General features: G+C 62.0%; 14 protein-coding genes and 1 tRNA gene. 10 read left to right on the top strand and 5 right to left on the bottom strand.

Annotation, left to right across the window (positions count from 1 at the left end; all coding sequences use genetic code 11):
• Positions 1-4 precede the first annotated feature (4 nt).
• Complete coding sequence (locus tag ABIB49_RS02465) at positions 5-751, bottom strand: phosphoglyceromutase (RefSeq protein WP_226773743.1); 747 nt, start codon at positions 749-751, stop codon at positions 5-7.
• Between the two features lie 148 nt (positions 752-899).
• On the opposite strand from ABIB49_RS02465, the gene ABIB49_RS02460 reads away from it, so the two are divergent.
• Positions 900-1,748 carry a class I SAM-dependent methyltransferase gene (locus tag ABIB49_RS02460; protein ID WP_226773742.1) on the top strand — a complete coding sequence of 283 codons (849 nt, stop codon included), beginning with the start codon at positions 900-902 and terminating at the stop codon, positions 1,746-1,748.
• 21 nt (positions 1,749-1,769) lie between these two features.
• Here ABIB49_RS02460 and ABIB49_RS02455 read toward each other — a convergent pair whose 3' ends face one another.
• The gene (locus ABIB49_RS02455; RefSeq protein WP_226773741.1) at positions 1,770-2,126 is read right to left on the bottom strand and encodes a DUF2516 family protein; all 357 of its coding nucleotides are present in this window, start codon (positions 2,124-2,126) and stop codon (positions 1,770-1,772) included.
• A gap of 9 nt (positions 2,127-2,135) precedes the next feature.
• Entirely contained in the window at positions 2,136-3,332 is a 1,197-nt protein-coding gene (locus tag ABIB49_RS02450) for a trans-sulfuration enzyme family protein (RefSeq protein ID WP_226773740.1), read from the bottom strand.
• Positions 3,333-3,420: 88 nt separating this feature from the next.
• Here ABIB49_RS02450 and tmk point away from each other — a divergent pair, with 88 nt between their 5' ends.
• The 6 genes from tmk (at position 3,421) to ABIB49_RS02420 (ending at position 10,909) form a co-directional block, all read left to right on the top strand.
• The gene (tmk, locus tag ABIB49_RS02445; protein WP_253031252.1) at positions 3,421-4,077 is read left to right on the top strand and encodes a dTMP kinase; all 657 of its coding nucleotides are present in this window, start codon (positions 3,421-3,423) and stop codon (positions 4,075-4,077) included.
• Positions 4,074-5,216, top strand: a complete 1,143-nt coding sequence (locus ABIB49_RS02440; RefSeq protein WP_282360561.1) for a DNA polymerase III subunit delta' — start codon at positions 4,074-4,076, stop codon at positions 5,214-5,216. The genes tmk and ABIB49_RS02440 overlap by 4 nt, the downstream gene beginning before the upstream one ends.
• A 64-nt stretch (positions 5,217-5,280) precedes the next feature.
• Positions 5,281-6,861, top strand: a complete 1,581-nt coding sequence (locus tag ABIB49_RS02435) for an alpha/beta hydrolase (protein WP_354156638.1) — start codon at positions 5,281-5,283, stop codon at positions 6,859-6,861.
• Positions 6,862-6,944: 83 nt separating this feature from the next.
• Positions 6,945-7,017, top strand: a tRNA-Thr gene (locus ABIB49_RS02430).
• 495 nt (positions 7,018-7,512) lie between these two features.
• Complete coding sequence (locus tag ABIB49_RS02425; RefSeq protein WP_354156637.1) at positions 7,513-8,664, top strand: AAA family ATPase; 1,152 nt, start codon at positions 7,513-7,515, stop codon at positions 8,662-8,664.
• A 103-nt stretch (positions 8,665-8,767) separates the two neighbouring features.
• Entirely contained in the window at positions 8,768-10,909 is a 2,142-nt protein-coding gene (locus tag ABIB49_RS02420) for a S8 family peptidase (RefSeq protein ID WP_354156636.1), read from the top strand.
• A 262-nt stretch (positions 10,910-11,171) separates the two neighbouring features.
• Here the strand turns inward: ABIB49_RS02420 and ABIB49_RS02415 are convergent, their stop codons facing one another.
• The gene (locus ABIB49_RS02415) at positions 11,172-11,747 is read right to left on the bottom strand and encodes a recombinase family protein (protein WP_502913742.1); all 576 of its coding nucleotides are present in this window, start codon (positions 11,745-11,747) and stop codon (positions 11,172-11,174) included.
• A gap of 613 nt (positions 11,748-12,360) precedes the next feature.
• Here ABIB49_RS02415 and ABIB49_RS02410 point away from each other — a divergent pair.
• From ABIB49_RS02410 to ABIB49_RS02400, 3 genes are all read left to right on the top strand, one after another.
• A complete protein-coding gene (locus ABIB49_RS02410; protein WP_354156635.1) occupies positions 12,361-12,822 on the top strand; it encodes a hypothetical protein in 462 nt (153 codons plus the stop codon).
• Between the two features lie 247 nt (positions 12,823-13,069).
• Positions 13,070-14,191 (top strand): hypothetical protein, encoded by a 1,122-nt coding sequence (locus ABIB49_RS02405; protein ID WP_354156634.1) that lies wholly within the window; start codon positions 13,070-13,072, stop codon positions 14,189-14,191.
• A gap of 211 nt (positions 14,192-14,402) precedes the next feature.
• A complete protein-coding gene (locus tag ABIB49_RS02400; protein ID WP_354156633.1) occupies positions 14,403-15,368 on the top strand; it encodes a hypothetical protein in 966 nt (321 codons plus the stop codon).
• Positions 15,369-16,204: 836 nt separating this feature from the next.
• Here the strand turns inward: ABIB49_RS02400 and ABIB49_RS02395 are convergent.
• Complete coding sequence (locus tag ABIB49_RS02395; protein WP_354156632.1) at positions 16,205-16,609, bottom strand: helix-turn-helix domain-containing protein; 405 nt, start codon at positions 16,607-16,609, stop codon at positions 16,205-16,207.
• Between the last annotated feature and the right edge of the window lie 398 nt (positions 16,610-17,007).

The following is a 17,007-nucleotide window of genomic DNA, read 5'->3' as shown; positions in this document are numbered from 1 at the left end:
GGCGCTACTTCTTGCCCTGGTTCGCGACGGCCTGGATGGCTGCGGCCGCGGCCTCGGGATCGAGGTAGGTGCCGCCCGGGTTGAGCGGCTTGAAGTCCTCGTCCAGTTCGTAGACCAACGGGATTCCGGTGGGGATGTTCAGTCCGGCGATGGCTTCGTCGCTGATGCCGTCAAGGTGCTTGACGAGGGCACGCAGCGAGTTGCCGTGGGCCGTGACCAGTACTGTTTTACCGGCCTTGAGGTCTTCCCTGATGTCGGATTCCCAGTAGGGCAGCAGGCGGACCAGGACGTCTTTGAGGCACTCGGTGCGGGGCAGCGCGGCGCCGAGGTCCGCGTAGCGCGGATCATGCGCCTGGGAGAACTCGGAGTCGTCGGGCAGGGGCGGCGGCGGGGTGTCATAGGACCGGCGCCAGGTCATAAACTGCTCTTCGCCGTATTCGGCGAGGGTCTGGGCTTTGTCCTTGCCCTGCAGCGCGCCATAGTGGCGCTCATTGAGCCGCCAGTCCCGCTTGACCGGGATCCAGCCCCGGTCGGCTTTGTCGAGGGTGATGTTGGCGGTGTTGATGGCCCGCTTCAGCAGTGAGGTGTACAGGACGTCCGGGAGGATGTTGTTCTCCACAAGAAGCTCGCCGCCGCGAACCGCTTCGGCCCGGCCCTGGTCGTTGAGGTCAACGTCCACCCAGCCGGTGAACAGGTTCTTGGCGTTCCATTCGCTGTGGCCGTGGCGCAGCAGAATCAGCTGATATGTCATGGTTTTCATCCTAGCCGAGCGGTCCCGGCGGTGGCTCAGCGTTACATCGACCGGACAGTGCGGCACCGCCGGATTCATTCGGTGCCGTTCCGGGCCGGCATCAACTGCCGTTCCGGGCCGGCACGGCACTGGAAGATATGGTTGGCGTGTGGTGCAAAAGGCAGAGCGGGTATCGCCCCCGCGGAACCAGGGCGTGGCCAGGAACGGACCCCGAACGGGCAGGCCGGTGGGCAACATTACCCGGGGCACCACCAATCCCAACCGGATGCGGCGGCTGGACCGCTGGCTGACCGGTCCGCAGGCCTGGCGGCTGCGCGCGGCGGACGATCCCCTCGTGGTGGACCTGGGTTACGGGGCTTCCCCGGCGACCGCCGTCGAACTCTTTGAACGGCTGTCCGTGATCCGTCCCGATGTGCGTGTGGTCGGCATCGAAATCGAGCCGGAACGGGTCCGCCTGGCCAAGGAGCTGGAACGGCCGGGGCTTAGCTTCCAGCTCGGCGGCTTCGAACTGCCGGTGGCCGGCCGGCCGGTCCTGGTGCGGGCGTTTAATGTGCTGCGGCAATATGAGGAAACGGACGTCGCCGCGATCTGGCGGCTGGTGCAGGGGCGTCTGGCCCCGGACGGGCTGTTCATCGACGGGACCTGCGACGAGATCGGCCGCCGGGTCACCTGGGTAGCACTGGACGCCCGGCAACCGCTGAGCTTGAGCCTGTCCATGCGGTTCGGGAGTTTTGTACTGCCCTCGGAAGTGGCCGAGCGACTGCCGAAAGCCCTGATCCACCGTAACGTTCCGGGCGAAAGGATTCAGGCCTTCCTGCAGGCAATGGACAAGGCCTGGCTGGACGCTGCGCCCCTTGCGTCGTTCGGGAACCGGCAGCGGTGGACTTCCATGTGCCGTTCACTGCTCGATGGCGGCTGGCCGGTCCGGGACGGACCCGGCCGGTGGCGGCTGGGCGAGCTAACAGTGGCCTGGAACGCGGTTGCGCCCGGGCCCTGAATGGTTGCCGGTGGCTGGGGACTACCAGGGTCCGTAAGGGCCCATGTTGCGGCTGCCGCCGCGGCCGGCGTCCTTGACTGCAGGCCGGACGTCGGCCAGGTACACGGAGGCCGCCGTTACGGCGACGAGCCCGAACAACCCCAGCGGGCCCAAAAGGCCTCCGCCGCCGCCGCCCACCAGGGAAAGCAGGCCCACGGCCATGGCGCCGCCGGTGAGGGCGAGCCAGAACGTCTTGGTGCGCTTGGAGACGGCCTCAAAGACGTTCGCTTTGTGCCGCAGGCAATCGAAGAACGCCCACACCTCAAGGGCAAGTGCTACCAGGGCCAAGAGAAAATAGATCCCTGTTTCAACATAGTAAATAAGCGCTCTTCCGTCCATGACCCCAGCCTAGCTGGCCAAGCCCGCCAGGGCCTGCTCCAAATCGGCCCAAAGGTCCTCGACGTTTTCTATTCCTACGCTCATACGGACCAGGTTGTCCGGCACACTGGCCGGCTCGGCGGTGTGCCGGCGCCGCCGTTCGATCAGGGACTCCACGCCGCCCAGCGAGGTGGCCGGCAGCCACAGCCGCAGTGCACGGATCATCCGGTCCGCGGCATCGGCACCGCTCAGGGTGCCCGCGGGACCGGCCACGGGAGCCACTTCAATACACAGCACGGAGCCGAAGCCCTTCATTTGGCTCTTGGCCCGGCTGTGGCCGGGATCGGAGGCAAGGCCGGGGAAACGGATGCCACCGACCCTGGGGTGGGTGCTGAGCCGCTCCGCGAGGACCGCTGCCGAAGCCTGCGACCGCTCCACCCGCAGGGCCAGCGTGCGCAGCCCGCGCAGCGCCAGCCAGGCCTCGAAGGGCCCTGCAATGCCGCCGTGGATGGTGCGGTGGTGCAGCAGCGCGGCGCGGAGCCCGGCGTCGGACGTCACCAGGGCGCCCAGCACAACATCGGAGTGGCCGGAGAGGTACTTCGTCACCGAATGCAGCACAACGTCGGAGCCCAGCGCCAGTGGCTGCTGCACCAGCGGGGTGGAGAAGGTGTTGTCCGTGACAACCACCGCGCCCGCGGCGTGGGCGGCGGCCGTGAGCGCCCGGATGTCCGCGACACCGAGCATGGGGTTGGTGGGGCTCTCCAGCCAGAGCATGCTGGCGGGCCGCCCGTCCGCCGGCGAAAGCTGCGCCAGGACCGCGTCGGTGTCCGCGATGTCCACGGTGCGCAGGTCCAGGAAACCCTTCCCGGCAAGTTCCGTGGCCATCACCAGGGATCCGGCGTAGCTGTGCGAGGGCATAACCAGGACCCCGCCGGCCGGTACCAGGGACAGGGCGGAGCTGACGGCAGCGAGGCCGGACGCATAAAGCAGGCCCGGGAGTTCGGCTCCCTCCAACTGACCGAGGGCTTGCTCGAAGGGATCCCAGGTGGGATTGGAATAGCGGCCGTAGCCGCGGTCGCCGTCGCCCAGGGGTCCCGTGCCAAAATAGGTCGATGAGAGCACCAGCGGAGGGTTGACCGGTTCATCGCGTTCACGCGGCGGGCGGCCCGCCGCCACAACCAGTGTTTCTGCGGAGAGGGCCGCTGCCTGTTCTTCGGAAAGACTCATGGTCACAGCGTACTTTGGCGCGTTGCGGGGCGGCCAAGGTGTGACGCCGGAGCGCGCTGCTGTCAGGGATTGTCGGTAGTCTAGAGCGGTGACTACCCAGAACCCCGGACTGTTTATCGCCTTTGAGGGCGGCGACGGCGCCGGCAAGTCCACGCAGGCAGCCGAGCTGGCAGCGGCCCTTGAATCGCGCGGCCGCACGGTGCTGCGGACCCGGGAGCCCGGTGGCACCCCGATCGGGGAAAAACTTCGTTCCCTGGTCCTGGACCACGGCCACGGCCACATCGACGCGCACACCGAAGCGTTGATCTTCGCGGCGTCCCGCGCCGCCCACGCGGGCCAGGTCATCCGCCCAGCCCTCGAACGCGGTGAAATCGTCCTCACCGACCGCTATATCGACTCCTCGGTCGCCTACCAGGGCGCCGGCCGGGACCTTGGCACCGACGCTGTCCGACGCATCAACGAGTGGGCCACCTCGGGCCTGCAACCGGATCTGACGGTTCTGCTCGACGTCGACCCTGCAGTGGGCCGCCGCCGCCGGACCGCCGGCGACGCGGCCGAGGACCGGCTGGAATCCGAAGCGGACGAGTTCCACGCCCGGATCCGCGCCTCCTTCCTGGACCTGGCAGAGGCCCGGCCCGGGCAGTATCTGGTGCTCCCGGCCGGCCTCCCGGTCGAGCAGCTGGCGGCACGGATCCTCGACAGGGTCGAAACCCTGCTGTCCCGGCACCTGGGTGCGGGCGTATGAGTGTCTGGGATGATCTGCAGGGCCAGCCCGCTGTTGTGGCCCAACTGCGCCAGGCGACCCAAGGTGCGGGGCTGAGCCATGCATGGCTTTTCACCGGACCGCCCGGGTCCGGCCGGTCCAACGCTGCGAAGGCTTTCGCTGCAGCGTTGAACTGCGATCAGGACGATGTCCGCCTGCGCGGCTGCGGCGAGTGCGCCGCGTGCCTGACCATCCTGGGCGAAACCCACTCGGATGTGGCCTTTGTGCGCACCGAAAAGGTCACCATCACCATCGATGAGGCCCGGGAGCTGGTTTCCACGGCCGGGAACCGGCCGTCCTCGGCCCGGTGGCGGATCATCGTCGTCGAGGACGCGGACCGGATGGCGGAACGCACCACCAACGTACTGCTCAAGGCCATCGAGGAACCCACCCCGCGCACCATTTGGATGCTGTGTGCGCCGTCCCCTGCCGATGTCCTGGTTACTATCCGCTCCCGCTGCCGGGCAGTGGCCTTGCGCCTTCCGCCTGCTGCCGATGTCGCTGCCCTGCTGGTCAGGCGCGACGGCGTCGACCCGGCCGTCGCCGAACGGGCGGCCCGGGCAGCTCAAAGCCATGTTGGGATCGCGCGCCGGCTGGCCCGGGATCCCGAGGCCCGTGAGCGCCGCCTCGAAACAGTGCGGTTCCCCCTGGCCCTGCGGGGAGTTACCGCCGCCGTCCTGATGGCGGAAAAGCTTGTTAAGATCGCCACCGAGGAGGCGAACAGCTCCAACGATGAGCGCGACGCCGCCGAAAGAGCCGCCCTGCTGGCCACCCTCGGAGCACCCGAAAGCGGCACGCTGCCGCCGGCCATGCGCGGCCAGGTGAAACAGCTTGAGGACGATCAGAAACGCCGCGCCAAGCGTTCGGTGACAGACTCCCTCGACCGCACCCTGACCGATCTGCTGTCCTTTTACCGGGATGTGCTGATCATCCAGCTGGGGAACGCCGTGGAGCTGGTCAACATTGAGCTGAGGACCGAACTGGTGGCGTTCGCCGGGCATTCCACCGCCGAAACGACTCTTGCCCGCATGGACGCCATCAACAAGGCCCGCAACCGCATCACCACATCGAACGTGGCGCCGCTGCTGACCATCGAGGCCATGGCCGCCAGCCTCATCTGACCCTGCACGGCTCGATCTGCTCCATCCGCTCCGAGTTGCCCGTTCCATTCCCAAGGAGAACCGCATGACGCAACCATCTTTGCCCGCCAGAAGCCGACCCCCCGCGGCCTGGGCGCGGGGGGTCGGCGCTCTGGCGCTCGGCTTGGTGATGGCACTTATCCTGTCTTCTTGCGGTCTTTTCGGGACTGGCGACGGCGGCGCGAAGGACGCCCAGCAGACGGCCGACCCCTCGATCGCCGCGGCAGCGCCGGAGGGACTGCGCAGCTTCTACTCCCAGCAGCTCAACTGGACCCGCTGCGAGGGCGACTTCCAGTGCACCAAGGTGAAAGTGCCCTTGGACTACAGCAAGCCCGACGGCGATACCATCGAAATCGCGGCCCTGAAGCTGGCAACGTCGGGCAACAGCAAAAAGGGCAGCCTGCTGGTCAACCCCGGCGGCCCCGGCGGCTCCGGCTACGACTTCGTGCGGGACGCCGGCGCCACCAATATCTCGGAGAAAGTGCGGGCCAGCTACGACATCGTCGGGTTCGATCCGCGCGGGGTGAAACGATCCGCCCCCGTCACCTGCCTCACCGACCAGGAACGCGACGCCTCCCGCGCCAAGGTCTACGCCTTGGACACCGACGCGGGGCTCGCTGAAGCCATGGCGGACAACCAGGCCATCGCGGCCAAATGTGCGGAAAAGACCGGACCGGTGCTCGGCCACGTCGACACCGTCAGCGCCGCCAAGGACCTTGACGTCCTGCGCGGTGTGCTCAATGACAGCAAGCTGAACTACCTCGGCTACTCCTACGGAACCTTCTTAGGTTCCACCTATGCCTCCCTGTTCCCGGACAACATTGGCCGTATGGTCCTTGACGGCGCGATGGATCCCTCCCTCAGCTTCGAGGACCTGACCAGCGGGCAGGCGAAGGCATTCGAGAAGGCCATCCGGGCCTACGTAACGGACTGCCTCGATAACAGCGGCTGTCCGCTCAGCGGCACCCCGGATCAGGCCATCGGCCAGATCCAGGAAATCATCAAGGGCGTTGAGGTGAATCCGAGGGCAGCCAAGGACGGCCGGGTCGTCAACGCTTCGATGTTTGTCAGCGGCTTTATCCTGCCGTTCTACAACGACGACAACTGGCCTGCCCTAACGCAGGCCCTCGGCAGCGCCATCAAGGGCGACATGACCCCGATGCTCCGGCTCGCCGATTTCGGCGCCGACCGTGAACCGGACGGCAGTTACTCCTCCAACTCGGCCTTCGCCTTTAATGCCATCAACTGCCTCGACTATCCGATGGCAGCGGACACAGCCTCGATGCGTGCCGAAGAACAAAAGCTGCGGGAACTCTCGCCCACGCTGGGCTCCTACTTCGCCTACGGCGGCACAAGCTGCGCGGACTGGCCGTACCAAAACATCAGGACGCCCGCCCCGGTGGAATATACGGGTTCCACCGACATCGTTGTGGTTGGCACCACCGGCGACCCTGCGACCCCGGTGGAGTGGGCCGGCTCCCTGCGCAAGCAACTCGGCACGGCCTCGCTGCTGACCTGGAAGGGTGAAGGCCACACGGCCTACGGCCGCTCCAACGACTGCATCGGCAACGCCGTGGACGGCTACTTTGTCGATGGAAAGACCCCCGCGGACAACATGGTCTGCTGAGCCCATTTTGACCGGGCCGGAGGCCTCTACTACAGTTATCTCTGGCATGAGGCGTTCGGGCCACCCGGGCGGTTCACGCGGATGCTTCCTTAGCTCAGTTGGTAGAGCGTCTCACTCGTAATGAGAAGGTCGCCAGTTCGATTCTGGCAGGAAGCTCGAGAAGAACCCCTGGAAATCAATGATTTCCGGGGGTTCTGTCGTTTCCCTTGACAAACGACTCATCATCGGCGTTCCCTCCGTTTTCCTCTGTTTCCCAACGTACCCGTCACTTTTTCGTCACCTCGAACTGCAGTCACATGCAGGACGGCAACTCGGGGAAGGGGGTACCGGGTTGCGCTTCATCCCGAGCCAGGTTCTCAACATCGCGACGCCGGGGATCGCCCCCATCCCGCCGCCACACAGCAGGACGCCCGAAGTCCCTGCTATGGCGCGGATCGCCTGTGTCGCAGCAGTCCCTAAGCTGGCGTCATCTTCAAGCGAGTGAAATCGCTGCCGTTCCTGACCAGCATGCCGCTCGTTGTCCGACTCAACAGTTAGGACGGTACAGAACGGACCCAGAATGATTCGTAAGCCCCGAGGATCGGTTCAACCAGGCAATATAGTGATACGTTTACGCTGAATTATGTATCTCTTGGGCGAAAGTGGCATACCTTGGAACACCTATCCGAAGTCGTAAAAATCCTCGAAGCTGCCCTTCGACATGACCCTCGCAAGGCCGTCGACTACGCCAACCTACTGGCCGCCAAACTCGAAGGAGACCGGAACGGTCGCCAGGCCAACGCGATTCGGACGGTCTTGGCTAAAGCTCCCAGCCCTGCTTTTGCGCCAGCTGGAATCACTACCGCACCGCCGCGGGATGAGGACTCACAACTCGACACCGTTGATGTTCTGAAACCTGGCGGGCCGCCGGAGGACCTTGTCCTCCATCCCTACGTCTCCGAGAAGGTTCAAGACTTCCTAGTTGGCGTCAGATCACACGAGAAGTGGTTCGCGGAAGGAGTCGCAACCCCAAACCGGCTCCTGATCTATGGTCCTCCCGGTACCGGGAAGACCACTATTGCGAAACGTATTGCCCATGAACTCGAAATGCCCCTCGTCACGACACGTAGCGATACCCTTGTTTCGTCGTTGCTGGGACAAACCAGTCGAAACATTCGACAAGTTTTTGAGTTTGCTGAGCGCCATCCGTGTGTACTTTTCCTGGACGAGTTCGATGCATTGGGTAAAGACCGCTCGGACTCCCGTGAGATCGGGGAGCTGCAGCGAGTCGTGATCGCCCTTCTTCAGAACATCGATGCCTTGTCGAGCTCCACCGTGTTGATCGCAGCCACAAATCACGAATCATTACTGGACCCAGCAGTGTGGCGGAGGTTCGAAAGCACGATTAAAGTTACCCTGCCGAATGATGCCGAGCGACTGCAACTCTGGAGGCAGAAGCTGGGTCGATTCGCCCTGGCCGAAAGGGAGATGGACGTGCTAGTTCAGTTCTCGTCCGGGCTCTCAGGCGCCGGCATCCAGACCGCGGCATTTGACATTGCACGCATGGCACTTCTGGACGGCTCAGAGAGCGTAACGCTTGCCTCGGCCTTGAGACGCTTAGCCAGAATCCAGTGGCACGACCGCTATTATCTGTTTGACAGCAATCAAACTGAAATACGGGCTTTGCGGGAATGGGCGCCTGGAGTGTTCAGCATACGGTCGCTAAGTGACTTGTTCGGCATCAGTGCTAGGCAAGTCTCGAACGCGATAAAGGGGGATACCAAGAATGACAATTCTGCGGCCGATACTTCTATTGCCGAGTGAACCACGGGAATCCAGGCGAAAGCACGGAGGCGGCGGCCAAAAAGAGCCCATAGTCGACCTAACACAGACCTTACTGAGGCAGCTCAATGGGGAGCTGACAAGCGTGCAGCAGACAGTAGCTGCAACCGCGCCGCTGACAGGCCCGGACAGTATCCCGCTGGTCATTAATCTTCGAGACCAAGCTTTGGCCAAATCCAATCGCCCGACTGAATTTTTGGAGCAATCTGGACTCGGGATAGAAGCAACCGCCAGAACTGGCCAGATCGTTGCGCATGCTTCTCGGAGTGCACTTAATACCTTGGCATCGAAGATTCGCAACCCCACCTCAAAAAAGGAAATCTATGCTGTTTCCACCTTTGACTCCTTTTCGTTATGGGAGCCCTTCGCACATGAAGGCGTAGGCGGGGCCACCCTCACCGCGACAGAGATGGTGGAGGCAGCTGCCGCTCTGTCCAAGCCCTTGAAACTGGATTTCTTTCCATGGCTCGGCCTGGACTCGCCACTCACCACGGGGCAGCGACTGAAGGATTACTTCGAAGACGAAGGCTTCGTTCTGCTTGAGGAGATTGGTAGCAGCCGCCGGAGAACAGGTTATTTTCACGTCGCGGAAGGTGCCTCTGGCGATGCCCTCCAGAAGGTGCTGGGAATCAGAAGCGCCATGTTGGCGCCGGAGTACAGTGCAGACGGTGACGTTCGCCAGCAGTCATTCAGGGCAATTTCGCCATCCTCGAAAATTACTCTGCCCGCGCCCACAAAGACCATGCGAGCTGTCGGGGTATTTGATTCAGGTATTGCTCCCGGCGCGCTGGACCCGTGGGTTCAGTCGAGGCACAGCTACGACGTGGGCGTTGAACTGGATACAACTCATGGAACTTTCGTTGCTGGTCTTATTACTGCCGCCCGCCAGATGAACGCGGACGCACGTTTCCCGGAAGACTCCGCTCCCGTTATCGATGCACAAGTTTTGCCCACAGTGGCAATCACGGAACACATTCTGTTGGATCGCATTGAAGAGGTCCTAGTACATCACGGAGCTGATGGTCCTCGTGTTTGGAACTGTTCATTTGCGGCCATCGACGAGCTGAACCCCATGGGTTACAGCACCTTCGCGCAGGCCATGGACGAATTGTCGGCTAGTCACAACGTTCTTTTCGTCCAGGCAGCTGGGAACTATGTAGAGGCTCCCGCACGAGTCTGGCCACCGCTGGGCGGACTGACAGACGGGATTGCAAGTCCGGCGGAGGCAGTCAACTCGTTGGTCGTGGGGTCGCTTTCACACCTAGGCGGATTCGTCCCCGCTGGATCACCAGCCTCATATTCACGACGAGGGCCCAGCTTCGGCGGGCAGCAGAAACCCGACGTCGTTCATTGGTCCGGCGATTTCGGACCTACGTTTGGGGCACTTAGCGGTCACGGCATTCAATCCATCATCCCAGGTGACGTTCTCGCCGAATCCGTAGGAACCTCCTTTGCTACGCCACTAGTAAGCGCCATCGCTGCCAACACGTGGGAGGAAATCGAGCAGAGCAGTGGTTCTGCATCGGCATGCCCAGAACTCGTAAAGGGGCTGCTGGTGCACGCTGCTGTCGTCGATTCGCCTCCTAGAGACGCGAGCCATCGGGCCTACTACGGCGCTGGAGTTCCTACGGAGTCTAAAGTCATCCTCGAAGATACCGCGGAAACGTTCACCACGGTGCACGAGGTACGGCTGACCCGAGGTGTGGATTGGTTCAAGGATCCGTTTCCGGTGCCTGCGTGCCTGCTAACCGATGACGGCAAGCTGCAGGCAGAAATCATAATGACCGTGGCGTATGCGCCCGTTGTTGATGCGGCGTTTGGGGACGAATGTGTGCGCAGCAGTGTTGACGCGAGTTTCGGGCGAATGGTGCCAAGCAACGGTGGATTCCAGCTTAAAGGACTGGTGCCCTTTGAGAAGGGCACCGAGCCGCACGCTTGGGAACGGCAGCGTGTGGAAATGGGTAAATGGAGCCCGATAAAGACATACAGGGCAAAGTATCCTCAGGGAACGCAGGGCGGAGACCGTTGGGCACTTAAACTTTCCCTCCTCGAGAGGGTCGAGGGGGAAGTTGCAAGTACCCAGCGCGTCTTTGTGATCTTGACGTTCAAAGGGCTGCAGCCTTCCTTGCCGGTATATCAAGACGGGCTTGCTTCCATCCGAGCTAATAGCTATTCGAGTCTCAGCCTCAGGAATGATCCCCGCATCCGGGTAAGAGGGGACGTGTGATTTATTGAGCCCACTTCCGGGCAACGTTCTGTCCTGCTGACTTTTCCTCACTGCGGTGGGCGCTGTCGTGCTGGCGCGATATGCGGCGGCATCTTCTCCCTGCAAGTTCTGTAGCTTGGGCCTTGGTCCACGGCGAAAGCGGCAAAGGTTGCCGCCGACTGCGCTGGCGGACATCCCGTCAATCCCACGGTCACTCGCGTGGCCGGTGCCGGCAAGGGTGGGCACGACAATGCCCCCGGCTTATGCCGGGGGCATTGTGCTGTCACTTGGCCAGATAGCGATACAGCGTGGCAACCGAGACGCCCACAGCGTCCGCGATTTCCTGGGGACTCATGACACCAGCGGCGTGCAGTTGCTTCGCTCTGTTGACCTTCGCGCTGTCCAGCAGTTTGGGCCGGCCCCCGCTGCGGCCACGTGCACGCGCGGCCGCAAGTCCGATGTTGGTTCGCTCGCGGAGTAGATCACGTTCGTATTCAGCGAACGCCCCGTAGATGCCCAGCATGAGCTTCGCCTGGGCGCTGTTGCCGTCCGTGCTGAGCATGGGGTTATCCAGCACACGTACCCCCACGCCCTGTTCCGCCAGCTCCTGGAAAACGTGGACCAGATTCCCGAGGGACCGCCCCAAGCGGTCCAGCTTGGCGACTACCAGAGTGTCCCCCTCCCGCAGGGACTCCAAGCACTTCGTGAGGCCGGGGCGCTCTGCCTTAGCGCCGCTGACGCCGTGATCCTGGAAGAGGTGGCGGGGGTCGGCTTTGACCCCCGCCGCTACCAGCGCGTCCAGCTGGCCGTCCGTATTCTGATCTGCCGTACTCACTCGCATGTATCCAACCAGCGCCATTCCGATTTTCCATTCTCAGTTACTCAACCCTAAGTGATGTTATGAGAATTAGTTTATGCGAAGGGTAATGAGAATACAACTCCCTTTAATTTCCGGGGTCGGCCGCCCACGGCTGGCCGCCATTCCGATACTCAACAAACGATCGTTTTGAAGAATGATGCGGCAAGCTCGAAAGGAGCCTGCCGACGTGGGTCAGGTAAGTTCGATCTATGTCTGATGAACCGAGCTGGGTGCCGCTGTTTACAACCGAACGATTCGACGTTCTTGTGGACGGGTTTCCCTCATACCTGCGCGAGCCCGTCCTCGGCTGGCTGCGAAATGGGGTTGCAAGCGTAGATCGCCTTAACCGCTGGTTTTTCTTGAGTTTCAAGCCGCGTCACGAACTGACCTTGGATTTCGCGAGGATTGGCACTCTTGGACCGAGCATGCAGCCCCGCTTCTCCGCAATATCGCCGACAGCCACTTCACCAACCTGGTCGACTATGCGCTATTTTCCGCAACCTCAAAGGCCCGAAGGCGTGCCCTTGAGGACATACTGCGTGCGGGGTCCTCCAAATGGAAAGTCGGCGAGGTCAACGGTCGCGGGCGTCTTCTCGAGCGAGTCCCGGCGGGGGTGCAGGGCGCCTTTGATGAGGTGCTGTCAGATGCCGCGCTGGCGTCGCAAAAGCTCAAGGAAGCTTGGGCTGACGCTTATGGTGTCAGTCCAAGACCCAGCGTGGCCTATGCCAATGCCGTCGTGGCTGTTGAGATAGCAGCCCTTGAAGTAGTTCCGATCAATAAGCCGGACCCGACGCTGGGCGATGTGATCACCATCCTGGACACCCAGCAAAAATACTGGTCACTTCCATTCCGGGACAACGACAAGGCTCCGCGAATCGAAGTTCTGGTAAAGCTGATGCGGCTGCTCTGGCGTGGACACAGTAGCCGACATGGACGACCGGACTACCGCGACGCCTCTGACGAAGAGGCGCGGGGTGCGGTCCTTTTGGCCGCCACCTTGGTTGGTTGGCTAACCGCAGGTCTGCTCGTCGACGCCAGAGAGGACCTAACACAGGCGACGGTCACGGGCGCCTAGCCGGCGCGGCAAGGGGGTGGGGGGTGACCCCCAAGCCGATCCCGCGCCGCCCCCGCTCGTGATAGCGCCTCCCTGCGTGAACAGGTTAGAAAGTCTTCTAGGCAATAAAGAGTCGTACATACCGGACAAACACAGTTGTCGCATTCCTTACTGCGGCCTCAGCACAGCTGTTGCACTCTGCGCTATCTAAGTTTCCGATCGTTTCTGAGAAGATGGGGCGGGCCGGCCGGCAGGAGCTGAGTCCATAATGAGCTTTGGAGGCGGCGTGGGCGCGACGATGGAATTTGGGATTGGCTGTTTTGCCTTCGAATGGCGGGAAGAGAAGGGAAGCAGATCAGCGAACGACTGGGCCAGAGATGTAACCGATACCCTGTCAACCCTTCCCAACGTCTCTGCAATCGATGTGCCAGGGCTCGGCGATACATATATGTGGAGGGCCGGCGCACCGGGAGGTGACCTCGCGATCGAGGGGTACGCTCACCCTCATTTTCATAGCGCAACCGTTCGCTTCGATATAACAATTCCACGTAGGCACCATGACTTGGTGCTCCCGGGGATGGTTGCAAGCGAGAACTATCGGGTCGTTATTCATTACGGACCAGAAAGTCCAGTGGCCTACGTTGTCCCCTTGGACGCCGTGTCGGGTAGGGGAGCCGCCTCCACGGGGGTGATGCTAGTCCGCAAACACCTCGCGCAGCACATTTCGGACACGAGTAAGGTGAAGTTTTCGTCCGTAGGCCCTAGCCCTTTTCACGCCGAGTTCTACCTAGCGGCGGGAGGCCGTCTGAATGAGATATTCGAATGCGACGTTGTACCAACCCGTGGCAACGACGATATTGTCTTCCGCTATGACGAGAGCTCCTTCGGGGATCTTGTGGAGGCCCAGACCGCACTGATGCAGGAAGTCGGCCCTGAACTTTCGCTCTACTACCAGCTAGTACGATCGCGGAACGCGCGGAGTAGAGCAGCTGCGGAAGTCGCCCGACAGGCCCAAACCCTCGTCTCCTTGCATACAGAACGGGGCTTCAAGGGTCGGTGGCGCAGATTGTTCCAGTCTGGAGCGCAAGCCAGACAGCTTTCGCTTGCTGTGATGGATGCTGAGCTAGGCGCCGCGTGGGACTCCGAACACTCCGAGAAAGCCATCCAATCGTGCTACAAGAGTGCCGATGGATATTTGCGGTCTTACATCGACGCCGTTGCAATCAACAGTCTGTCGCCGCTGGTCGTAAATGCGCGCAACGTCGTACATCAACTCGAGTCCGGTCGCACCAAGGAGTTGGAGATCACTCTAGTAACAACGGCCACGCTCGCGGGGGCTGTTGCTGGCGGCCTCATCTCCGCAGTTGTCACTCTCATGGGGCAAGGCTAGGGGGTACCCGCTAGCCTTGCCGGGCTCGCTCCCCGCCCGTGATAGCGGCTCCCTGGTTGAACAGGTTGAAAAGTTTTCGTGGGCGCGCTGAGGCGCCTCCACTGCACCGCGTCGAGCAACAGATGCGCGAGTGAGCGCCGTATCCTTGGCGGTAGAGGCTCGCCAGACAGCGAACGGACTGGCACCGTGATCGACCCAGCCGAGGTCGATCTTGAACTTCAAACATGGGGGAATTTTCGTGGCAAAATTCTGGTGGGTCAATCAGGGCCAGAGCTACAAGTGGGAGTCCGCGCTCGGGGTCATGTGGGCGCCACACGTCAACGAAGACGGCAAGACCCAGCACCACTGGGAACGAATGGACCGCGTGCAGCCCGGTGACGTTATCGTCAACTATGCCGATATGCAGATCCGTGCCATCAGTACGGCACTGACAGACGCTCGCCCAGCCGCAAATCCGCACGTCGGCCTCACCGAGTTGGAGTGGGAGAAAGACGGCAGGGAAATCAAGCTACGGATGCAGGAGCTTGAAGTACCTATGCATTTGAGTGATGTTCCGGAGGCTCTGCGCAAATCTTGGAAGTCCTATGGGAGCCCCTTCAATATCAAGGGGGGCGTGAACCAGGGCTACCTCTTTGAGCTTCCCGAAGAAGCGGGGCTATGGATCATGAACGAGCTCAGCCTGGTGGCTGAGGCCGGTGACGATCTTTCAGACGTCATTCCGGACGCTGGTGAGAGCGAAACCGACGCCGTGATTGTTGTTGGCCCCGATGGAGAAGTCGTCGTAAAGTTCAGAGCTGAACACGGTCAGCTCAAGAAGCATCTGTTCGGGGGCAAGAAGGAAAGCGAATGCGCACTATGCGGCAAGCTCCTTCCTAGAGGACTCCTGGTAACGTCCCACATCAAGAAGCGCGCCGAGTGCAACCCTGGCGAGCGTATGGATAAGAGAGTCGTCATGGCGGCATGCGCTCTGGGCTGCGACGCCGTTTACGAGCGCGGGTACATCAAGGTGAGTCCGGCCGGGGTGATCGAAATCGGTCCGCGGATATCTGCAACCGAACACCTTTCGGCATTTGTCAACGATCTAGTGGGAAAGAAAGTTTCGGCCTTCACCCCCCATACGGCCAAGTATTTTGCCTGGCACGCCAAGTGGCATGCCAGGACTGCGTTGCACGTCTAGCAGCGAGGCCATGCAGGGTGCTTCACCACCCTGCATGGCTGATCTCTCCTTCGCTGTTAGGCCATTGAGCCTGTACCAAAGGTAGGCGGCCCGGAACGTCCGATAGCGGGGTACTTGGTGACACTTTGCCGCTTCTCGTAGGCGTGGGGACGGGGCGAGCTACCGTTGTCACTAAATCCCACTGCACACCCCATTGAGGGGGTGTTGTTACGTGGTGCCGGAGGCAAGCCTGCTGCCCCGCGTCGCGGGGAGTCGGATCGCCATAGCCCTGGCTCAGCAGTTGGGAACGTGGCGATGGCTATCTGACAAGCGGAACAGGGCGGCCGGGAAATGGAGAACCCTATCTGGTGTCCCCAAGCGGCTTGGGCTGCGCACGGGCTGCAAAGGCCGAGTGCCAGATAGTGGTTCTTGTTGGTGTCGAATGATCGCGCCTGCCGCAAAGTTTCAGGTCGCTGGTTCATGGGTTGATGGATGGAAATGGTGGTGCTCCCTTTCGGCGGGGGTGGGGGTGAAGGTAAGAGGCGCACTGGAGTTACTCGGAGCTTTGCTCCGCCCTCGGGGCTGCGCGGCGCTCCGCGGTCTTCTACGCAGAGGGATTCCCAGCAGGGGGATTGCTTCGCCCCGACTGCGCGGGCTTCTACTTCTTCCATGGCCGTGCCCCAAGGCAAGGCCTGCTAGCTACGACTTCGCCCTTGGGCTCAGCAGCTATAGGTAGAAGAAGAGGTAGTTCTACTGAGGTAGAACTCTGAGGTAGTTAGGTAAGCCCTATGTCGGGGTACCCAACGCGACTTTTGCGGGGTAGCCAGACGGCTTTGTAGTGGGTGGCCCGCCTTGCTCTAAACAGGTAGCTGGGGCCACACGCGCAGGTTGCCCTGCAACCATTGCGCGTTCGTGACCACGGGCGCCGGTAGCGCCTCCACGTCTTCGGCGAGACTTTCGATGACTTCGTCAACGTCCAGAGGCGGCACCGTGATCGTGTAGACGATCGATCCGTTGAAGCGTCGCTCCTTGTGTAGGTACCCGCGGGATTCCGCTATGGCCGTATGTTTGGAGACAACTGGCTCGGAGAGCCCCGTTGCCTCCGCTATGGTCCGCACGGTCGGGAATGCCCGACCGGAATTGTTGTTGGCGAACGTTCCGATCGCCCAGCAGGTGGCCCGCGTTCCGGTTGGCAGATCTGACTGAGCAATCGCTTTGGCATACTGCAGAGGTCGTGAGGGGTCCCCTACAACCGTGGTCATGCGTTCGCCTCGGGGAATGTGAGTGACCAACCTCGCGATTGATCAAAGCGGTTCCCCTGGTACCGGCCCAGATATCCGGCAGCCTGCAGTTCCCGAACTACAAACAACACCTCGTTGTCGGTCCTGTTGCGTCCAAGTGAGGTGTTGAGCCGCTGCCAGTTCGTGAATGCAATGCGGCCTATGCCGACTGATCGCGAGAGTGCCAGGGCAACGGCACGGGCATCACTTGAGAGCTCGTGATCTCCTTCGATCTCCGTCAGCCACGTGTTCAAGTGTGCATTCATCGCACAAGCCCGATCGCCGGGGACTGCGGCGCACGTTGCTGTCGCGCCCAGCTGACGACGTCGGCGACGAGGTACCGACATTGATTGCCAAATTTGTAGAAGGGTGGCCCGGAG

The organism is Arthrobacter sp. UYCu512, assembly GCF_040547075.1.
Taxonomy (GTDB): domain Bacteria; phylum Actinomycetota; class Actinomycetes; order Actinomycetales; family Micrococcaceae; genus Arthrobacter.
Note: the sequence above shows the minus strand (reverse complement) of the source record. Positions and strands in the feature narration are given on the sequence as shown.

What these genes read in the sequence shown, in the direction of transcription:
- ABIB49_RS02440 (WP_282360561.1), top strand. Translation starts at nt 4,074, where the DNA reads ATGAGTGTCTGGGATGATCTGCAGGGCCAGCCCGCTGTTGTGGCCCAA.
- ABIB49_RS02435 (WP_354156638.1), top strand. Translation starts at nt 5,281, where the DNA reads ATGACGCAACCATCTTTGCCCGCCAGAAGCCGACCCCCCGCGGCCTGG.
- ABIB49_RS02405 (WP_354156634.1), top strand. Translation starts at nt 13,070, where the DNA reads ATGAGCTTTGGAGGCGGCGTGGGCGCGACGATGGAATTTGGGATTGGC.
- ABIB49_RS02450 (WP_226773740.1), bottom strand. Translation starts at nt 3,332, where the DNA reads ATGAGTCTTTCCGAAGAACAGGCAGCGGCCCTCTCCGCAGAAACACTG.
- ABIB49_RS02455 (WP_226773741.1), bottom strand. Translation starts at nt 2,126, where the DNA reads ATGGACGGAAGAGCGCTTATTTACTATGTTGAAACAGGGATCTATTTT.
- ABIB49_RS02415 (WP_502913742.1), bottom strand. Translation starts at nt 11,747, where the DNA reads ATGGCGCTGGTTGGATACATGCGAGTGAGTACGGCAGATCAGAATACG.
- ABIB49_RS02395 (WP_354156632.1), bottom strand. Translation starts at nt 16,609, where the DNA reads ATGACCACGGTTGTAGGGGACCCCTCACGACCTCTGCAGTATGCCAAA.
- ABIB49_RS02465 (WP_226773743.1), bottom strand. Translation starts at nt 751, where the DNA reads ATGACATATCAGCTGATTCTGCTGCGCCACGGCCACAGCGAATGGAAC.